Origin of the sequence: Cyclobacterium lianum, from assembly GCF_900143075.1 — a bacterium.
GTDB lineage: Bacteria > Bacteroidota > Bacteroidia > Cytophagales > Cyclobacteriaceae > Cyclobacterium > Cyclobacterium lianum.
The window spans coordinates 564,713-583,500 of record NZ_FRCY01000001.1 but is presented as its reverse complement, the minus strand read 5'-3'; the positions used below and the strand labels follow the sequence as shown (position 1 = coordinate 583,500).

Annotated in this window: 14 protein-coding genes and 1 tRNA gene; 3 read left to right on the top strand and 12 right to left on the bottom strand. The window is 47.2% G+C overall.

Annotated features, from left to right (window positions below):
• Positions 1-28 precede the first annotated feature (28 nt).
• From BUB19_RS02310 to BUB19_RS02280, 7 genes are all read right to left on the bottom strand, one after another.
• Positions 29-1,027 (bottom strand): ligase-associated DNA damage response exonuclease, encoded by a 999-nt coding sequence (locus BUB19_RS02310; RefSeq protein WP_073091196.1) that lies wholly within the window; start codon positions 1,025-1,027, stop codon positions 29-31.
• A complete protein-coding gene (locus BUB19_RS02305) occupies positions 1,014-1,415 on the bottom strand; it encodes an HIT family protein (protein ID WP_073091191.1) in 402 nt (133 codons plus the stop codon). Before BUB19_RS02305 ends, BUB19_RS02310 begins: the two co-directional genes overlap by 14 nt.
• Before the next feature lie 61 nt (positions 1,416-1,476).
• Positions 1,477-1,950 (bottom strand): transcription elongation factor GreA, encoded by a 474-nt coding sequence (gene greA / locus BUB19_RS02300; protein ID WP_073091189.1) that lies wholly within the window; start codon positions 1,948-1,950, stop codon positions 1,477-1,479.
• Positions 1,951-2,092: 142 nt separating this feature from the next.
• A complete protein-coding gene (locus BUB19_RS02295; protein ID WP_073091186.1) occupies positions 2,093-3,025 on the bottom strand; it encodes an NAD(P)-dependent oxidoreductase in 933 nt (310 codons plus the stop codon).
• Between the two features lie 7 nt (positions 3,026-3,032).
• Complete coding sequence (gene mgtE / locus BUB19_RS02290) at positions 3,033-4,400, bottom strand: magnesium transporter (RefSeq protein WP_073091183.1); 1,368 nt, start codon at positions 4,398-4,400, stop codon at positions 3,033-3,035.
• A complete protein-coding gene (gene rsmA, locus BUB19_RS02285) occupies positions 4,388-5,170 on the bottom strand; it encodes a 16S rRNA (adenine(1518)-N(6)/adenine(1519)-N(6))-dimethyltransferase RsmA (RefSeq protein WP_073091180.1) in 783 nt (260 codons plus the stop codon). Before rsmA ends, mgtE begins: the two co-directional genes overlap by 13 nt.
• Before the next feature lie 168 nt (positions 5,171-5,338).
• The gene (locus tag BUB19_RS02280) at positions 5,339-5,848 is read right to left on the bottom strand and encodes a septal ring lytic transglycosylase RlpA family protein (RefSeq protein ID WP_073091177.1); all 510 of its coding nucleotides are present in this window, start codon (positions 5,846-5,848) and stop codon (positions 5,339-5,341) included.
• Positions 5,849-6,263: 415 nt separating this feature from the next.
• On the opposite strand from BUB19_RS02280, the gene BUB19_RS02270 reads away from it, so the two are divergent.
• Complete coding sequence (locus BUB19_RS02270; RefSeq protein ID WP_073091172.1) at positions 6,264-7,487, top strand: metallophosphoesterase family protein; 1,224 nt, start codon at positions 6,264-6,266, stop codon at positions 7,485-7,487.
• Positions 7,487-10,525, top strand: coding sequence for an SbcC/MukB-like Walker B domain-containing protein (locus BUB19_RS02265; RefSeq protein WP_073091169.1), 3,039 nt, complete (start codon positions 7,487-7,489; stop codon positions 10,523-10,525). Before BUB19_RS02270 ends, BUB19_RS02265 begins: the two co-directional genes overlap by 1 nt.
• A gap of 57 nt (positions 10,526-10,582) precedes the next feature.
• Here BUB19_RS02265 and BUB19_RS02260 read toward each other — a convergent pair whose 3' ends face one another.
• The 5 genes from BUB19_RS02260 to BUB19_RS02240 form a co-directional block, all read right to left on the bottom strand.
• Positions 10,583-11,791: a glycoside hydrolase family 57 protein gene (locus BUB19_RS02260; protein WP_073091164.1), complete on the bottom strand. Its 1,209-nt coding sequence runs from the start codon at positions 11,789-11,791 to the stop codon at positions 10,583-10,585.
• Positions 11,792-11,794: 3 nt separating this feature from the next.
• Complete coding sequence (locus tag BUB19_RS02255; protein ID WP_073091159.1) at positions 11,795-13,075, bottom strand: glycosyltransferase family 4 protein; 1,281 nt, start codon at positions 13,073-13,075, stop codon at positions 11,795-11,797.
• A gap of 10 nt (positions 13,076-13,085) precedes the next feature.
• Complete coding sequence (locus BUB19_RS02250) at positions 13,086-15,002, bottom strand: amylo-alpha-1,6-glucosidase (protein ID WP_073091153.1); 1,917 nt, start codon at positions 15,000-15,002, stop codon at positions 13,086-13,088.
• Positions 15,003-15,563: 561 nt separating this feature from the next.
• A tRNA-His gene (locus BUB19_RS02245) sits at positions 15,564-15,639 on the bottom strand.
• A 76-nt stretch (positions 15,640-15,715) separates the two neighbouring features.
• Positions 15,716-17,059 (bottom strand): dihydroorotase, encoded by a 1,344-nt coding sequence (locus tag BUB19_RS02240; protein WP_073091148.1) that lies wholly within the window; start codon positions 17,057-17,059, stop codon positions 15,716-15,718.
• A 202-nt stretch (positions 17,060-17,261) separates the two neighbouring features.
• On the opposite strand from BUB19_RS02240, the gene BUB19_RS02235 reads away from it, so the two are divergent.
• The gene (locus BUB19_RS02235; protein ID WP_073091144.1) at positions 17,262-18,617 is read left to right on the top strand and encodes a DEAD/DEAH box helicase; all 1,356 of its coding nucleotides are present in this window, start codon (positions 17,262-17,264) and stop codon (positions 18,615-18,617) included.
• The last annotated feature ends 171 nt before the right edge of the window (positions 18,618-18,788 follow it).

Below are 18,788 nucleotides of genomic sequence, written 5' to 3'. Positions count from 1 at the left end.
CAAAAGATTGTTTGGGATGCAGCCCGGATCAATCGTCCCTGGCATCCGCCGCATCCCCTTCGAACAGCGTATCCAGTACGAGTGCCTCCAGCCCCTGTTCGCGCAGGTGTCTGGCAAAAGCCTCATTGAAGCCGTGGGTGAGGTAAATCTTTGAAGCACCGGTAGCGGCTATGGCCCCATTCAGGCCCGCCCAGTCGGCATGATCGGACAATACGAAACCGGCATCTGCCGCCCTCCGCCTCCTGGTACCCCTGACATTCATCCATCCCGAGCAAATGGCCGTACGATAGGGCGCAAATTGCTTCATCCAGGGACTCCCGGCTGCTGATGGCGGAGCCAGTACCAGGGCATTCTTGTATTGCGTCTTGGGTATTTCCCGACTTACCTTCCTCACCTCTGGCAGCAAAATCCCATCCGCCTCCAAGGCAGCGTTGGTATTCCATATCGATCCATGGACAAAGACCGGACCTGTGTCCTGGTCCAGGTGTCTGAGAATGCGCTGGGCTTTCCCCAGGGAATAGGCAAATACTACCGTGCAACGGTTTTCTGCAGCATTGTCTGCCCACCATTTATTCAGCCCGGCAAAGATGCTCTCCTGCCTGTCCCACCGGTAGATCGGTAGTCCAAAAGTGCATTCGGAGACAAATACATGGCAGGAAATGGGAGTAAAGGGACTGCTGATCCCATCCGCTTCGGTCTTGTAGTCTCCGCTGACGACAGCCACCTGACCCTTGTATTCCAGTCGCACCTGTGCTGATCCCGGAATATGACCTGCCGGATGAAGGGAAAGTCTCACTCCGTTGATATGGATGGCTGTGTTGTAAGGAAGGGTTTCCAGGTTTATATCTGCGCCCAGGCGATATTTTAAAATGGACCTGGATTGTTCATGGGCCAGGTAATGTTTCATCCCCCAGCGGGCATGATCTGCATGGGCATGGGTAATGACAGCCCGCTCCACAGGTTTCCAGGGGTCTACATATATGCCTGCCTGCGGGCAAAAAATTCCCTTGTCATCAAGCGTAATCAAATGCCGCTTTTATTTTAGCTGTCAACTCCTTCATCTCTGTTTCCGGCACCTTCAATTTGGGCCGGCTGAAGTTGATATCATCCATGGTTTTCAATGGCACCAGATGGATGTGTACATGTGGTACTTCCAGCCCTATTACTGCTACTCCTATTCTCGTGCAGGGTACTACACTTTCCTGGGCTTTCGCCACCTTTTTGGCAAACAGGTGCAGGCTGGAATAAAGCGTATCGTCCAGGTCATAGATATAATCGACCTCCTTTTTGGGAACCACCAGCAAATGACCTTTGACCAGGGGCATGATGTCCAGAAAAGCGATATGGTGTTCATCCTCGGCGACGATATATCCGGGGATTTCTCTGTTGATTATTTTGGTAAATATGGAAGACATGATTCAGGAGCTTAATGGTGTCACACAAAAAAATCCCGATGCAAAGCAATCGGGATAGCGTTTAATAATTGATGTCCAATATTTCAAATTCAAGCATACCCGCAGGAGCCTGTATCTGAGCAATTTCACCAACTTTTTTACCCAGCAGACCTTTTCCGAAAGGGGATGCCAGGGAGATCTTATTGGCTTTCAGGTCAGCCTCTTCCTCAGAGACCAGTGTATAACTTACGGTCATGCCGTTTTTGACATTCTTGATTTTCACGGTACACAAAATGCCAACTTTGGAGGTGTCCACTTTGGAGTTGTCCAGGACCCTGGCATTACCGAGTACATTTTCTAGTTTGGCGATTTTCAACTCAAGATGTCCCTGAGCATCTTTGGCGGCATCATACTCCGCATTCTCACTCAAATCACCCTTGTCTCTGGCCTCTGCGATCTGTTTGGCAATATCAGATCTGCCCTTGGTCTTGAGTTGCTGAAGCTCCTCTCTGAGTTTCTTCAACCCTTCTTCTGTGTAATACTGAATGTTTCCCATATCAATTAATTAATAGCCTGACATTAAATAAAATAACGGTCTCAACTTTGAGACCGTTCCCTTACGCTTCCTGTATTTTTGTATAGACAAAGATATAATAAGAATTCCTATTATACAATTTAAACGGCCATTTATTGGCCGTTTAGCCCCTCCATTCTCCGCAGATCTTGGCCACCAATACCTGGTTGATCTTGAGGTAAGACTCCCGCGTCCATCCGGCCACGTGGGGAGAAAAAATTACGTTTTCCCATCCTGTTAGTTTCTCTAATGACAGCTTTTCTGCCGCGGTCAGTGTCTGAAACTTTTCCTTTTCCAGTACGTCCAATACCGCTCCTTTCAACAGGCCATTTTGCAAAGCCTCATTTAAGGTATCCATTCGGATTACTTCACCCCGGGCTGTGTTGATCAGGTAAAAGGGCTTTTTAAATCCGGCTATTATCTCGCGAGTAAAAAAATTCCGGGTTTCATCAGTCAGCGGTACATGTATGCTCAGCACATCTGCCCTGTCCTGAAGGGTCTTGAAATCGCATTCCCGCACCTGAGGGCTACCAAATCCCGATTTATACTTATCGTAGGCGAGGATTTCTACATCAAAACCGCTTAACTTTCTGGCGAAGGCTTGTCCCATATTGCCATACCCGAATACCCCTACGGTTTTCCCTGCCAATTCCTCCCCCCGGTTTGCCTCCCTGTCCCAAATACCGCTGCGAACCTGCCGGTCCGACTGTATGTAGTGGTTAAACAAGGCAAGCAGCATCCCGATGGCATGTTCGGCCACAGCATCCCGGTTACCTTCCGGCGCATGGTAGAGTGCAATGTTATTCTCCTTCAGAAAGTCCAGGTCGATATTGTCCAGACCGGCCCCTGCCCGGGCTACAAATTGCAGCCTTGGCCCCTGCTCCAGCAGGGGCCTGTCGATCGGCGTCTTGGAGCGTATCACCAGGCCTTCATATCTCTCCAGGCAAGCGAGTATTTCCTTTCTGTCTATTTCAGGCCGGTAGTCTACCGAATGCCCGCGCTCCTCCAATAGGGGAACGATGCTTTCATGCATTTGATCAATGATCAGAATCCTCATGTTTTGATTATAGGTTTAGCAATAGCGTGGCTACGCCAAAATAAACGCCGAGACCCAGCAGGTCATTGGCCGTAGTAATAAAGGGACCAGAGGCCATGGCCGGATTGATCCCTATCTTATCCAGAATAATGGGTGTAAGGGTGCCCATAAAAGAAGCCAGCAGGACCACACTAAACAGTGCGATGGCGACTACAAGGCCAAATTTTGCCTCTTCGCCATAGAGATACACTACCGTAGAAAACACAAATGCTGCCAATACCAGGCCATTCAATATAGCGACCAGCAAAACCTTGAAAAACCGTTTGGTAAGGCTATCCTCAAAAACCGATTTGTTAGCGAGGCTCTGCACTACCAGGGTAGAACTCTGAATACCTACATTGCCGCCAGTCGCCGTGATCAGGGGGATAAAGAATGCCAGTGCAGTAACTGCATTGAGACCATCTTCGAAAAAGCCAATAAAGCCTGCTCCCATCAGCCCGCCCACCATGCCAATCAGCAACCAGGGGAGCCTTGCCCGGGACAGCCGGTATATCGAATCGGACTCCTCCACGTCATCAGAAAAACCCGTCATGGCCTGTATGTCTTCTTCTGCCTGCTCGCGGATCAGGTCAAGAATATCATCCACAGTAATCCTTCCCACCAGCTTGTTTTTTACATTCACCACCGGCACCGCCTCCAGATCATACCGGCGCATGATCTCAGCTACTTCTTCGCCTTCCATATAGGTAGGCACGGAAATGATATTGTCTTCATACAAATCAGCCACCTTGGTATCCGAAGCCGCCAGAATCAACTTTTTTAGCGCTATTCGCCCCAAAAGCTTTTCCTTGTTGTCCACCACATAAATGGAAAAGATCTTTTCTACATTCTCGGCCTGCCTCCGTATTTCATCGATGGTCTGTACCACGGTCCAGTTAAGGTTGGCTTTGATGATTTCTTTGGCCATCAAACCACCCGCACTGTCCTCATCGTAGCGCAGCAGCTCTATGATATACAGGGATTTTTCCTTCTTTTCCAGATGACTGATTACAGCCTCCCTATCATTGACTACCAGTTGATTCAACACGTCTACCGCATCATCGGAATCCATGTGATCGATCAGTGTGGCCAGTTCTTCGGGTGGCATGGCGGTGATCACCTTATACTGTGAATCTTCATCCAGCTCGATAAGGATATCCGCAGAAAAATCCGGGTCCAGGGCACGGAGCACAAAAAGCGCCTCCTCCATGTCAAGTTCATCCAGCAGGGCAGCTACATCTGCTCTGTTGGCTTCCAGCATGGATTCCTGGATAAAAGCACTGTTTTCACTGCTTATATTTTCCCGCAATGCCTCCAAATACTCTTTGGAGAGCTCAAATGGTATTATTCTTTCCAAGATATTTCAAGTTGTCGGGTTAAATAAACAAATTCCGCTACGCCCAATTGTTCGGCCCGCAAATCTAGCAGGGGTTCATTTTTAAATGCATCGGATAGTCCCATAGGTTTCAATGCATTGCGAAGGGTTTTTCTCCGGGTATTGAATGCCTGCTTTACCAATCGGAAAAACAACTTTTCGTCACAATCCAGCTGGTAGGTGTCATTTCGTTTCAGTTGGATGACACCGCTATTTACTTTGGGAGGAGGATCAAAGACTTCCGGAGGCACATCAAACAGATAGCTTACCTCGTAGTAGGCTTGTAGCAGGACGCTCAATATGCCATAGGTTTTGCTTCCTTTTTTTGCAGCGATCCGTTCAGCTACTTCCTTCTGAAGCATACCCACGATTTCCGTTACCTGCTGTCTTTCCTCCAAAACCCGAAAGAAAATCTGACTGGAAATATTGTACGGAAAGTTTCCTATAATGGCATAAGGCTCATCAATCAGCGTCCTGAACCTGCGGTCCAGGAAATCCCCCTTGATCACTTTTATAGCCGGGTCTGCATATTTTGACAGCAGGTAGTCTACAGCTTCCTCGTCAATTTCGATAAGGTACAATTCCCAGTCTTGCCGGGCCAGAAAATCTGTCAACACACCCATGCCCGGACCGATCTCCAACACCTTTTTAATCTGCCGATGGCCTGAAAGTGAACCAGCTATCCTTTCAGCTACCTGCAGGTCTGTAAGGAAATGTTGCCCCAGATGCTTTTTGGCTCGCACTTTACGCATATTGAAAGGTATTTAATAGGGGTTTGAGTATCAAAAGTAAAACAATAATCTGTAACCACCATAGGCAAGCCGTTGCTCTGATATAAAATTTGGAACGGTAGGGGATATGCCTCAAAATCGGTCAGATACAGGAAGGAATTGCATAAATAACCCGGGCTTATGACCTCATTACCTCAGTGGCTTTTTGACGATTTCGGGGCGTTTGCGGTAGGCAACTCCCTGAAAATAACTCCTCAGCCGAATATCCCGGGGCACTTCCCGGTACTGCTTTCTCACCCAGTCGATGGCATGGTGGCTGAGCAACTCCAGGCTTACCGGAACAATCCCGTCACGTACCATATCGAGGTGTTCTGCTACTCCCTTCGACAAATCTATGATTCGCCTGGAGGATTTTGGCAGGCGGTCATTGATCCGCACAATGGCCTGGTATCCATTGTTTTTGTTGGTGACCTTTATCAAGGTTCCAAAAGGGAGGTGCTTGTGTGCAGCGGTAAATTCCCACATATCAAATATCTCACCATTGGCTGTCATTCGCTTGTGAAACCTGCTGCCATAATAGCTGGCAATTCCTTCCTGAATGATCAAAAGCGAATCAGGGGCTGTAAAAGGGGATTGGGCCATTGACGGAAAAGCCAGAAGCAACTGGCTCAATATCCCTATGGTAAAAATAAATTTCATACGCTTAATAATTGTCTTTGAACGAACTTATGCCTGTCGAGGAACTTCAGAAGAGGATCTCGCAGATCACCATCTCTACCCGGGACACCGGCATCATACCCCTCTGCACGGGCTGGCTTGATTTCATAGCTATTTACCTGATGATACATCTTTATGGCTGCCTGCGAAAAGAAAGCCAGGTAATTGATACTCAACCCTGTCCACTACCCGGATGGTTCCCAATGGTCTAAAAATCGTCTTTTGGTTCCAAGAGACAAACTAAAGCCAAAAATTTTGCTGTACGTTCAATGTCCGGATTTTTTTCCAAAACCACTACATCTGTACCAGGAAAATTTCGCTAAAAACTCATTGCCCTACCCTCCCTTTGGTGTAAATTGAGCTTTCAATTAATGTTTTAGCAGTCAATTTCTCAGCAATGAAAATCCTACATACAGCAGACTGGCATCTGGGCAAAAAACTCCAGGAAGTATCCAGGTTTGAGGAGCAGCAACTTGTGCTGGAAGAAATTGCCACCATTGCCGGAAAACATGATGTGGACCTGGTCCTGGTTGCGGGAGATATCTTTGATAATTTTAATCCCAGCCATGATGCTGTGGAACTGCTCTACAGGACCCTTCGCAAACTTTCCAGAAATGGAACCCGTCCGGTGCTGGTCATTTCCGGCAACCATGACGCTACCCAATTTGTAGAAGCGCCGGATCCACTGGCCAAAGAAATGGGGATATTTTTTTATGGAAATTACGATAGAGTGATTCCGGTCGGGAAACTCGACAATGGCTTGGAAATACTGGAATCAGAAGCTGGATTTGTTTCGCTGAAAATACCCGGGGTTGATTTCCCGGTACGGATAATTCTGGCACCTTATGCCAATGAACTGCTGTTGCGCAGCTATCTGGGAGAGAAAGACCGTGAGCAGGAACTAAGGAATCTTTTGGCCGGAAGGTGGAAAAACCTTGCTGACAAATATTGTGACGCCAGAGGTGTAAATTTATTCCTGGGTCACTTTTTCTTTGTAAATGAGGGGGAGGATCCGGGACCGGAACCGGAAAGTGAGCGGCCGATCCTGCATGTAGGCGGCACCCAGGCGCTGTACACCAATCATATCCCCAATCAGGTACAGTATGCAGCCCTGGGTCACCTTCACCGTTACCATGCTGTACGCAGCTCCCCATTTCCTGTAGTGTATGCCAGCTCTCCGCTGGCCTACTCCTTCAGTGAAGCGGGGCAGGAAAAACAGGTAGTACTTATCGAGGCCAAACCCAATCAGCCTGTAAATTACTCGGCCATACCCCTGACTCAGGGGAGAAATCTCGAGCGGAAAACCTTTGCAGAGCTGACTGTTGCGCTGGAATGGCTGGCTGACCACCCAAATTGCTTTCTGGAACTAACCTATGTAACCGAACACTCCATAGACGCTGCTACCCGGCGCAGCCTGATGAAAGCCCATGACGGGATCATCAATATCATTCCACAAATCAACCGCAATAAGGGCGGTTCGGACCAGCAACTGCAGGTGGCGGACCTGGAGAAAGACATGCTGACGCTTTTTGGGATGTACTACCAGGAGGAAAAAGGTCAAGCGCCCCATCCGGAATTAACCGCCGTTTTTAAAGAAGTAATCAGCCAAAACGACGCCTGATGATCCCCATCAAACTCAGCATACAGGGCCTCTATTCCTATAAGGAGCCCCAAACCATTGATTTCACCCAATTGACCGCTGCCGGACTATTTGGGATTTTCGGAGCTGTAGGTTCTGGGAAATCCTCCATTCTGGAGGCCATTTTGCTCGCCCTGTATGGCAGTACCGAACGGCTTTCCGACAAGGGTGAAAAAAACAGTATGGTCAATTTGCAAAGCGATATTTTGCAGATCAATTTTGAGTTTACCGCGGGTAACAACCACCATATCAGCTACCTGGCCAGGTATGCTGTCAAAAGAAACCCGAGAAACTTTGAGGATATCCGTCCAGCAGAGCACACGTTTTACCGAAAGCAGGACGGAGAAATGGTGCCGATTTCCGAAAAAGCGGAAGCAATCATCGGCATGAAAAAGGAGCACTTCAAACAAACAGTGATCATCCCCCAGGGCAAATTCCGGGAGTTTATTGACCTTAGGCCCGGACCACGCGCCGATATGATGAAAGAACTTTTCGGACTGGAAAGATTTGATCTGTCTGGCAAGACAGGAACCCTGGCGAAAACGGCAAAAGAGGAGAGAATCAGGTTGCAAACCAAACTGGATGCCCTGGAAGGGCTGAACCCGGAAATGCTTAGCGATAAAATGGAGGAAAAGCAGGGACTCGAAAAGCTCCTGAAAAAACAGGAGGAGCTCTGTGATTTAACCGGCAGGGAGTTGCAGCAAATGCAGGGAATCCGGGAAAAACACCTGGAGCTGAAAGTTCAACAACAATCCTGGGACAGCCTGGAAAGACAAATCCCGGAAATAGAAAGAAAGAAAAAAGAGCTGAAAGCCTTTCTGGAAGCCAGAACCCACCTATTTCCTGTCTGGGAAAAAATACAGGAAGAAGAACTGAGTCTGGAAGAAGCCAGCGTCGGATTTACGGACTGTTCCCGCTTTCGCCTGGCCTACGAAGAGGAGATCAAAAAACTGGAGGATGAAGAAACTTCTCTGAAGGAGAAAGCAGAGAAACGATCTGAGCGGGAAGCCAAAATCAGGGATCTGCAAAAGGTCCTGGAAATCCAGGCCATACAAGAAAAACGGCGCGCAGCGGAGGAAAAATTAAATGCGCTGAAACCTGATATGGAAAACTTCTCGCAACAGGAGCAAGTTCTTAAAGAGCAATGGGAAAAAGTGGACCGAGAAGCCGAAAAAGCGGAAAATACGGAAAACAGAGAATTGCTGGCCAGCTATGGAAACAAGGTCCGGGACTGGCAGTCTTTAACCTCTCGTAGCCGGGAGATCAGGGAAGAAATGAATGCAATGGAGCAGCAGGTACAGCAATTTGCGCATCAGGCAGACAGCATTGGCAGGAAGCTGCCGCCCGGATACAGGGACTTTGAGGAGTGGCAGCATGCCCAGAAAGCTGCCATCCAGATTCTGGAAACCGAAAAGGAAAAGCTGATAGCGAAAAAAGCCCTGCAGCACCAGGCCCACATCCTGACAGAGGGAGAACCATGCCCCTTGTGCGGCTCTTCAGAGCACCCTGCTCCACTCAGTCCTGCACCCTCACAAGACCTTTTGGAGAAGGCTAAAGATGAGCTGAAACAAGCGGCCAAAACTCTTGAACAGATCCAGGAGATGGCCAGGGACCTGTTGTTTTTGCAGACCCGGAAAGAAAACGAAAGCCTGAACTTGCAAAACAGGGCCGAGGCGCTCAAAAGGATAGATGAGGAGCTCAACGTGCTTCAGCAAGAGCTTGCAAAGGAGGGAATCCGGGACCTTGAAAGCCTGCAAACCGCGCAACGGAAATTGGAAGTCGAAATCGGGAATCAGAAAGCCCTGCAGGTCAAGAGCAGAGCGCTGAGAAAAAAACTGGATGAATTGCGCATGGCTATGGAGAAAAACCGAAATGAATTTCAGGAAATGGAGCAGCAACTTTTACAGGCGAGCAGTACCCTGAAAGCCAAAGAAGAGGAAATCAGCGATCCGGATTTTACAGCGGCATATCTGCAACGATCCAGTGACACCATTCACCAAACCATAGCAAAGGTCCGGGAGGACATCAGGGAAACGAACAACCTGCTGGACAGCAAACGAAAGGTCCTGAGCGACACAAAAAGCAAAGCTGCAACCAATCTGGCAAACCTGGAGAACTTTAAACAAAAAAGGGAAAAAGCGGCTGAAAAACTTCAGGGTCTGAATGAAAACTTCGAATTGCTCCGGCAGGAACTTGGCTTTTCAGACAAGGAACATCTGGTACAGCTTTTTGCCCTGAAGATGGACACGGATCAGATGGATCAGGAAATCCGCGAACATGAAAAGAACTACTCGGTGGTGAAGTCCAGAATTGCAGCATTGGAGCAGGTGCCGGGGGTGAACGCATTCCGACAGGAGGCATTCGACGAATTGAAAATCAAGCATGCAGCAGAGAGTGAGGAACTGGAAAAAATCCGAAAACAACTCACCCTGTTGAATAAGTCCATTTCGGATATCCGTGAAAAGCTGGAGGAAAAATCCAGGCTCAGCGAATTGTTTGAAAAGCTGGAATTGAGGCTGTCCTATCTGAAGGAACTGGAACAGCTATTCAAGGGCAATGGGTTTGTAAAATATGTAAGCCGGATTTATCTCCGGGAGCTGTGCAATACGGCAAACCTGCGCTTTACCAGATTAACAAAAAACAGCCTGAGCCTGGAAATCGACGACAACAATACTTTTTGGGTAACGGACTACCTGAATGGTGGTAAAAAGCGCCTGCTAAAGACCCTTTCCGGAGGGCAGACCTTTCAGGCTTCCCTATGCCTGGCCCTGGCTTTGGCCGAAAAAGTTAAATCCCTGAATCAGGCCGATCAAAGTTTTTTCTTCCTGGACGAAGGCTTTGGTGCCCTGGACAGAAATTCGCTGCGGATCGTTTTCGAAACCCTGAAAGCACTCAGGCACGAAAACCGGATTGTGGGCATCATCAGCCATGTAGAGGAGCTACAGCAGGAAATAGAAGTCTATGCCGGCATCAGGTTAGATCCTGAGCGGGGAAGTCAGGTCAGCTACAGTTTTGGTTGACAAACAGCCCCTTGTGAATGAAGGGGCTGCATGTCCTGCTTGAGAAACGGTAGAGCCTTAACTGGCAATGCGCTCCTTTTCATCCTGTTTCAGTCTCAGGATAAAATCGCTCAGCACATTCATATAATTGATAAAAGCTTCGTATGGACTTTCATATGGACTAAAATACGCGTGTATATCCCCGTCTGAAAAGAACTTGGTACACATGTAATAAAAGTGGTCGCTGGTCTGCAGGTATAGCCAGTCTCGCTGGATCTCCGGATTACTGGATCGCTTTACACTTGCCTCCAGTTCAAACAGGCGGTCAAAGGCCTCATCCTGAAGGTCATTGCCCAGCCAGGCTGTCAGGTCACGTTCTTCATCTGCCCAGGAAATTGGGATCGGCACATTTATTTTACCCACGGGTGAGGCATTGGCGATAACCTCCGAGGGTGTAGAAAAACCAAAATTGGTTCGATTCAACACTGCTTCCGGAAGGTGTCGCATGAACTCAAAGATGCCGGTTTCTTTCCATTGGTGCTCTCCGAAAGTTTCATAATCCATAAACAGGTTGATCACTTCGTCTTCCTGCGGGACCTGGTTGAGCCAACCGATAAATTTATCTGTTGTAAGGGGGTAGTCTGACCAGGTTTTTTCTCCGAATCGAAACGCTATGTCGTCACTCAAACGGAAGTTTTTGAGCAATACTTTCAGCTTCGGTTCATGTGCATTGACATACACAAAATTCGGACTTTTCCATCCCAATATATGTTTGGCACCTTCAGAAAGGATGCCGTCGAAGCCCATACCCGCTACCATCTCTCCAATGCTGTCGGAGTAGATGAGCTCTGTATTTCTGAAGACCTTTGGCTCATAGCCTTTAAAGTGATGTTTGATCTTCTCTTGGTGCAATTGAACCATATGCTTGAATTCAGACTCGCTTTTGAGTGCGCAAAGCGAATGAGAATAGGTTTCATTGAGCAGCTCTACATGCCCGGTATCCACCAGCTCCTGAAAGCTGCGCAACACCTCCGGGGCATAGGCTTCCATTTGATCAAGTATACATCCCGAGAGAGAAAAGCAAACCTTAAACTTTCCCTGAAATTTATGAATAAGCTCCAGTAAAAGTTGGTTCATGGGGAGATAGCATTTCTTAGCCACTTTATTCATGATGTTCCGATTGGAATAATCGTCCCAATAATCATGATCATCCCCAATCTCAAAAAATCGATACGGCTTTAATCTGAATGGCTGATGTACTTGAAAGTAAAAACAAATGGTTCTCATATCCTATTGATTAACAGTTTGCGTATAAATATCGATTACTTTTTTAGCCACGTGCTCCCATTTTAGCCTCTTTAGCTCCTCCCTGCCCATCTCTTTAAACATCTTGGAAATCCCATTATAATGGAGCAGTGCAAATATGGCATCTGCCATGGCATCTATGTCCCAAAAATCAACTTTTACGGCATTTTGAAGCACTTCGGCCACACCCGATTGTTTGGAAATGATCACCGGTGTATTGTGTCTTACCGCCTCGAGTGGAGATATTCCAAAGGGCTCTGATACGGAGGGCATGACATAGACATCACTGAGGGCAAACATTTTGTCCACATCGTCTCCTTTCAGAAAGCCGGTAAAATGAAATTTGGTACCAATTCTCAATTCCGCCACCCGCTGGATCATCCGATTCAGGAGGTCGCCGGAACCGGCCATGACAAACCTCACATTGTCGTCCTTTCTGATCACCTTATAGGCTGCTTCTACAAAATACTCCGGCCCTTTCTGAAAGGTGATCCGACCCAGGAAAGTGACTATTTTTTCGGGTACTTTCTTTTGCTCCCTGGACCTGATGATACTGGTATCCAAGACCGCATTGTGCACCACCACTACTTTTTCTTCCGCTATACCATATTTTGTGACGATGGTATTTTTGGTCAATTGACTCACGGCAATGATCTTGTCCGCCGCTTCCATACCTGCCCGCTCTATATCATACACGCGTTGGTTTACCGTCTGCCCGGAGCGGTCAAACTCGGTGGCATGGACATGGGCGATCAGCGGCTTGCCGCTCATTTTCTTGGCGGCTATTCCGGCCGGAAAAGACAGCCAGTCATGTGCATGGATCAGATCGAATTTCTTGTTTTTGGCGATCTGCGCGGCTACCAATGCATAGCGGGACACTTCCAGGATCAGGTCTTTACCGTATTTGCCACTAAAGCTGAATTTATTCGCCAACACGCTGGATTCCAGTTCATCCTGATCTCTGAGGAGTCGCTCGGTATGGTTGTGGTATTCTTCAGGACTCAGGTAAGGGATTAAAAATGAACTGACCTCCAGGTAGGTGAGGTTTTTCCAGATATCCCGAAAACGACGTTCCCGGTAATCGATTTCCACATCACTGGCATTGACGAATTCAGCCAAAGGATCCTCATCTCCCCATAACCTGGGGACGACAAAAATCAGGTCCTGTTTGTGGTGGGCCATCCCCTTTACCAACCCATAGCAGGCCGTACCCAAACCTCCTGAGATATGGGGTGGAAATTCCCATCCAAACATCAAAACTTTCATAAAAACCCTTTTAGAGATTATTGATTAAATATTTCATCCTTAGTAATTCGCCCACACTCCATGCCTGGGAAATAGATCCCTTTGGCCTATGGGGGGGGTCACCATCATAAATTTCGGCGATGGTGCCAATCCCGTACTGCGTCATTACCCCGTCGAAGCTACTGATCATGTTCTCTACCAGCTTCTTACCCTGCTTGCCGTGCAATTTGAGATACCCTTCCGCAAAATGTCCCAATAGCCAGGGCCAGGCTGTGCCCTGGTGGTAAGCGTTGTCCCGCTCATATTGATCCCCTTTGTAATAACCCTTATACCTGGGGTCACTTGGAGCAAGTGTCCTGAGTCCCCGGTGGGTAAACAGGTTAGTTTTCACTACTTCCAGCACATGGTCTTTTTGCTCGTTACTCAATGGGCTGAAGGGTAGCGAGGTGGCAAAAACCATATTCGGGCGAATAGACCAGTCTTTTTCTTCCCCATTCACTACGTCAGCCAGATAACCTTTCTTTTCACTCCAAAAACTTTCCAGAAATGATGTATCTACCTGTTCCGCGAGTTCGCTGTATTCTTCCTCTCCGGTGAGCTCATGAAAAAAGCAGAGGGCATTGTACCATAGGGCGTTGATCTCTACAGGACAGCCCATCCTTGCCGTAACCGGGCCATCTTTGGTGACTGCGTCCATCCAGGTGAGCGCAATACCTTCTTCTCCACCGCACAGCAATCCGTTTTCAAGAACGTGTATGTTAAAGGCAGTCCCCTTTTTAAACCCCTCAATGATCCCGCGACATTTTTCCAAATACTTTGAACGAATCGTTTCCTTATCACCGGTAAACAATACATATTGCTGCAGGGCCCAAAAATACCAGAGAGGTGCATCAATAGAATTCATGTTGGTCATCACGCCACTACCTACATTTGGAAACAAAGCGCCTTTCAGGTCCTTTGACATGGAGTCCATCACGTCCAGAAAAGTTTGCGTATCTCCCATGGTCAGGGTCAGGCCGGGCAATGCGATAAAAGTATCCCTGCCCCACCAGCCAAACCAGGGGTAACCGGCGATGACCCGGGTCTCTCCACCTCTCCTGCTGATAAACTGGCCCGCAGAATTTTTCAGGCAATTTTCGAAGTTGTCTCTTGGAATTCTCCTGCTGATTTCCTTTTCGAACGAAGCATGTAGCTTGGCCGGGTCTGCCTCCTTCAATCCGGCAGACAAAATGACAGACTCTCCCTTTTCCATATCAAATTCAAAATACCCTGGTACATAAAGGTCTTCCTGGTAGTCGTATCCCCGCTCAATTTCCCTGATGTACTCAATATTGTAAAACCAATCAGGTACAGGAACAAAAACATTGTCTTTAGAAACCTGCAGAGAGAGGGGATCATAAGCTTCATAAAGCCTGAACTGTACGCCATTTTTGATTTTTTTGAATTTTTTGTTGACGTAGGTATTGGCCTTGGAAAGCCCATGATAGCCCCTGAACGCTAAAAATGGACTAACTCTTAATTTAGTAGGAATCAAAGCCTCTTGTAGGGTATATTTGATCATCACCCTATCTGCAGTAGAATCCAGAATGATCTCTTTCTCCAGTAAAACCCCTCCTACCCGATAGCTCAGTTTAGGTATGGGTTCGGAATCAAAATCTTCCAGGTATTTGTGCCCTCTGGGATAATAATTACCTGGATACTTGTTGATCCCAAGATTAAATACTGCATCCTTCTGTGCGATGCTCTCGTGCACATTGGAAAGCAGCACATGCAACTGTCCGTCAATCTGCGGCTGAGGAGCCACAAGCAAGCCATGGTATTTTCTGGTATTGCAGCCGATAATCGTTGTACTCGTATAACAACCTGAACGGTTAGATCGGATAATCTCTTTTTCCAAAGAATAATTTAGGTTGATGAGTTGCGTTTTATCGAAATGTATGTAGCTCATTTAAACAATTTTTGTGGTTTTTATAAAAATACTTGAATACTTCGTAAAGAAAAATAATTGTTCGAAAAACTAATAGAAATAAGTTTTTTAGACAGGAAATGTATTTTCTCATAAAAATTTAGCCCAAAAAAAAAAGGGCTTCAATGCCCTTTTTCTCTACTTATAGTATATAACTGAAATTCAACTGTTTTCATTCTGGATTTCTTCCAGATTCTTAATCGACTCCTCAAACTTCATGATGTACAATTGAATTTGATTCAGATTGACGTATCTGATTTGAGGAAATTTTTTCGGGGGGCGAAATAATTGAAACATGACTTCTGAAAATTAAATAAATGCCTAACAACAAATCTCAAATAATATGCCACAAACCCTTGTTTGGGCTATCGAAAACGCTGCGATCTGAGACAGCTTGTAATGGATCTAACACCTGATCATGGTTTACTAAAAACGCAATCTGTATCAAATAGTTCAAAATACCGTCTCCTGACAACTGGTATTATACCGGCGCAGGCAGAACCATTCTAAAAAAAACAACCCTCCCGTTGCAGGGGAGGGTCTGGGTGAAAGACCGGGTTCGAACCGGCGACCTCTGGTGCCACAAACCAGCGCTCTAACCAGCTGAGCTACAATCACCATCTGGTATACTTTTGGTGCTTCTACCGCAAGAGAGTGCAAAGGTAATATGCTTTTTTTAGTCAAGCAAAATATTGCTATACATTTCTCGAAAATTTAAGCCGCTCTCCCTGCTTGTCTTCATGGAATGTACCATTTTCGTACGCCAGGTGTCCGGATACGATGGTATGGGTGATTCGGGACCGGAATGTCTGGCCTTCAAAAGGAGACCAGCCGCATTTCGACAGGACATTCTCCCTGCTAACCTCCCAGGGATCTTCCAGGTCTACCAACACCATGTCGGCATGGTATCCAGGCCGAAGATAGCCTCTCTTTTCAATTTCAAATAGTATGGCCACATTGTGACTGGTTTTTTGCACGATTTCTTCCAGACTGATTTTGCCATCTTGATACATTTCCAGCAGTGCTGGCAGACAATGCTGCACCAAAGGGCCACCTGATGGGGCCGAGGTATAGGGCTGAGATTTTTCTTCCAGGGTGTGCGGCGCATGATCTGTCGCGATCACATCGATGTGTCCATCCAAAACTCCTTTCAGAATGCCTTCTCTGTCTGCTGCCGTTTTGATGGCGGGATTCCACTTGATAAAATTGCCCTTTTTTTCGTAATCCTCCTCAGCAAACCACAAATGATGCACACAGGCCTCTGCGGTAATTCGCTTTTCCTCCAGGGGTAGTCTCTGATCAAAAAGCCGGACTTCCTTTGCCGTACTGATGTGCAGCACGTGGAGCTTGCTGCCGTACATCCTGGCCATATCCACCACGGTCTTGGAGGCATCAAAGCAGGCCTCTTCTGATCGGATCTTCGGATGAAAACGGGTAGGAATATCGGCGCCATATTCCTTTTTGTACTTTTCCAGATTGGCCCTGATGATACCATCATTCTCACTGTGGGTAGCGATCAGTATGGGACAGTGCCTGAATATCTTTTCCAGGCTGTCCGGATTGTCCACGAGCATATTTCCCGTAGAAGAGCCCTGAAACACCTTGACACCACAAACCGTATTTGGATTGACCTGCTTGATGGTTTCTATATTGTCATTGGTAGCACCCAGGTAAAAGGAGTAGTTGGCCAGGGACTTTCGCGAGGCCAGATTGTATTTTTTCTCCAGCAATTCCAGATCGGTAGTCTGGGGGTCTGTGTTGGGCATCTCCATATAGCTCGTAATGCCACCTGCCACCGCAGCTTTGCTTTCGGTATATATTTCTGCCTTATGGGTCAATCCCGGCTCCCGGAAATGGACCTGGTCATCGATCAGTCCAGGCAGCAGGTATTTGCCTTTCGCATCGATTTCTATATCGGCTTCATATCCGGACAGGTCTCCCCCGATGGCGAAGATCAGCCCTTCCTTAATGTAGGCGTCTCCGGCCATTATCTTGCCTTCATTCACTATATTTGCACCGCGTATCAATATTCTTTTCATATGTCTGTTATTTTCCTCTACCGCTCACCACTTGCCCAGCAGCCCAGGGGCGGCCTTTCATGATCTTCAGGGAACCTCTCAGGGACAACAGTCCTACCTTAAGCTACCCCTTGAAAAGCTGGATATCATGCCATTCGTTATCTCGTTTAGAAAACAAGTGGTTTGCCTATTTCAATTTTAATTTCCATAAAATTATAAAATCATGTCCGATCAAATGCAATCTTTTGAGAATTTTAAACTCAATAGCCAACTATTGAATGCTATTAAGGATATCGGCTACACCAGACCAACTCCCATCCAGGAAAAAGCCATACCCCTGGCGCTTGCAGGACATGATATCCTTGGCATTGCACAGACCGGCACAGGAAAAACAGCTGCTTACCTCCTGCCCCTCCTATATAAAACCAAATACGCCCGGGGCCAGCACCCCAGGGCACTGATACTGGCGCCTACCCGGGAACTGGTCATGCAAATAGAAGCGGACATCAGGAACCTGGGAAAATATACGGATCTGCGCTTTGCCTGCCTTTATGGAGGTCTGGGACCCAAACCACAAATAGAAAAACTCGCGGAGGGAGTTGACATCATCATTGCCACTCCCGGCAGATTTATGGATCTGTACAAAAAGGAAGTTCTCTATACCCGGGATATCAAAACCATGGTCCTGGATGAGGCGGACAAAATGATGGACATGGGCTTCCTTCCCCAGATCCGCTCCATTCTGGAGATCATTCCTGTAAAGCGACAAAACCTGCTGTTCTCGGCGACTTTCAGCGACAGAATAGAAAAATTGTCCCATGAGTTTTTAGAATTCCCGGAACGGGTAGAGGTAGCCCAGCAGGCCACCACCGCTGCCACCATCACTCAGGCAAAGTTTCTTGTCCCCAATTTCAAAACAAAACTTAATTTACTCGAAAAAATCGTCAGGGACAGCAAATTCGAGAGAGGCATTGTATTTACCAGGTCACGTAAAAACGCTGAAGCAGTATTTCGTTACCTGGAACAGCAGCGAACGGGAAGTATCCGTGTGATCCATGCGAATAAAGGGCAAAATACCCGCATCAATAGCATGGAGGAATTTAAGAAAGGCAATATCAGCATATTGGTGGCTACCGACGTGGCTGCCCGCGGACTGGATGTCAGCATGGTAAGCCATGTGGTAAACTTTGATGTTCCGGTGATCTATGAGGACTATGTACACCGAATCGGCAGGACCGGCCGGGCAGAAAATGAAGGCATGGCCTTTACTTTTATCAATCCCGCTGAAGTGTATCATTTTGAAAAAATCGAGGACATTATCCGCATGCAGGTTCCTGAACGCAGGATACCAAAAGGTGTAAAAATACTGGAAACACCTTTTGCAGAAAAACAGGCCTATGAGCGGGAAATTGACAAGCAAAAGAAAGGAACAGATCCGGATTACAAGGGAGCTTTCCACGAGAAAAAATACACTCCCAAAAAGACAACAGACAAGCCAAAGAAGCGCGGCAACAAAAACAGCAAGGCCAAGAAAAACCGCAACCAGATGAAAACCAGGGGCAAGTGGAAAAAGAGTTGAGCACCGGCCGCTGGTGACTTCACCTGTATATATTTTCTTTGAGTAACCCGAAAGCCTGTCCGGAGTCCAAATCCGGAGAAGGATCCCGCATGCTTTATGATCATTCCGCTGTGCGAGCTTCACCCATTGCCGGCCTGACTCCGGGCAGAGTCGATTTCATAAATACAAAAC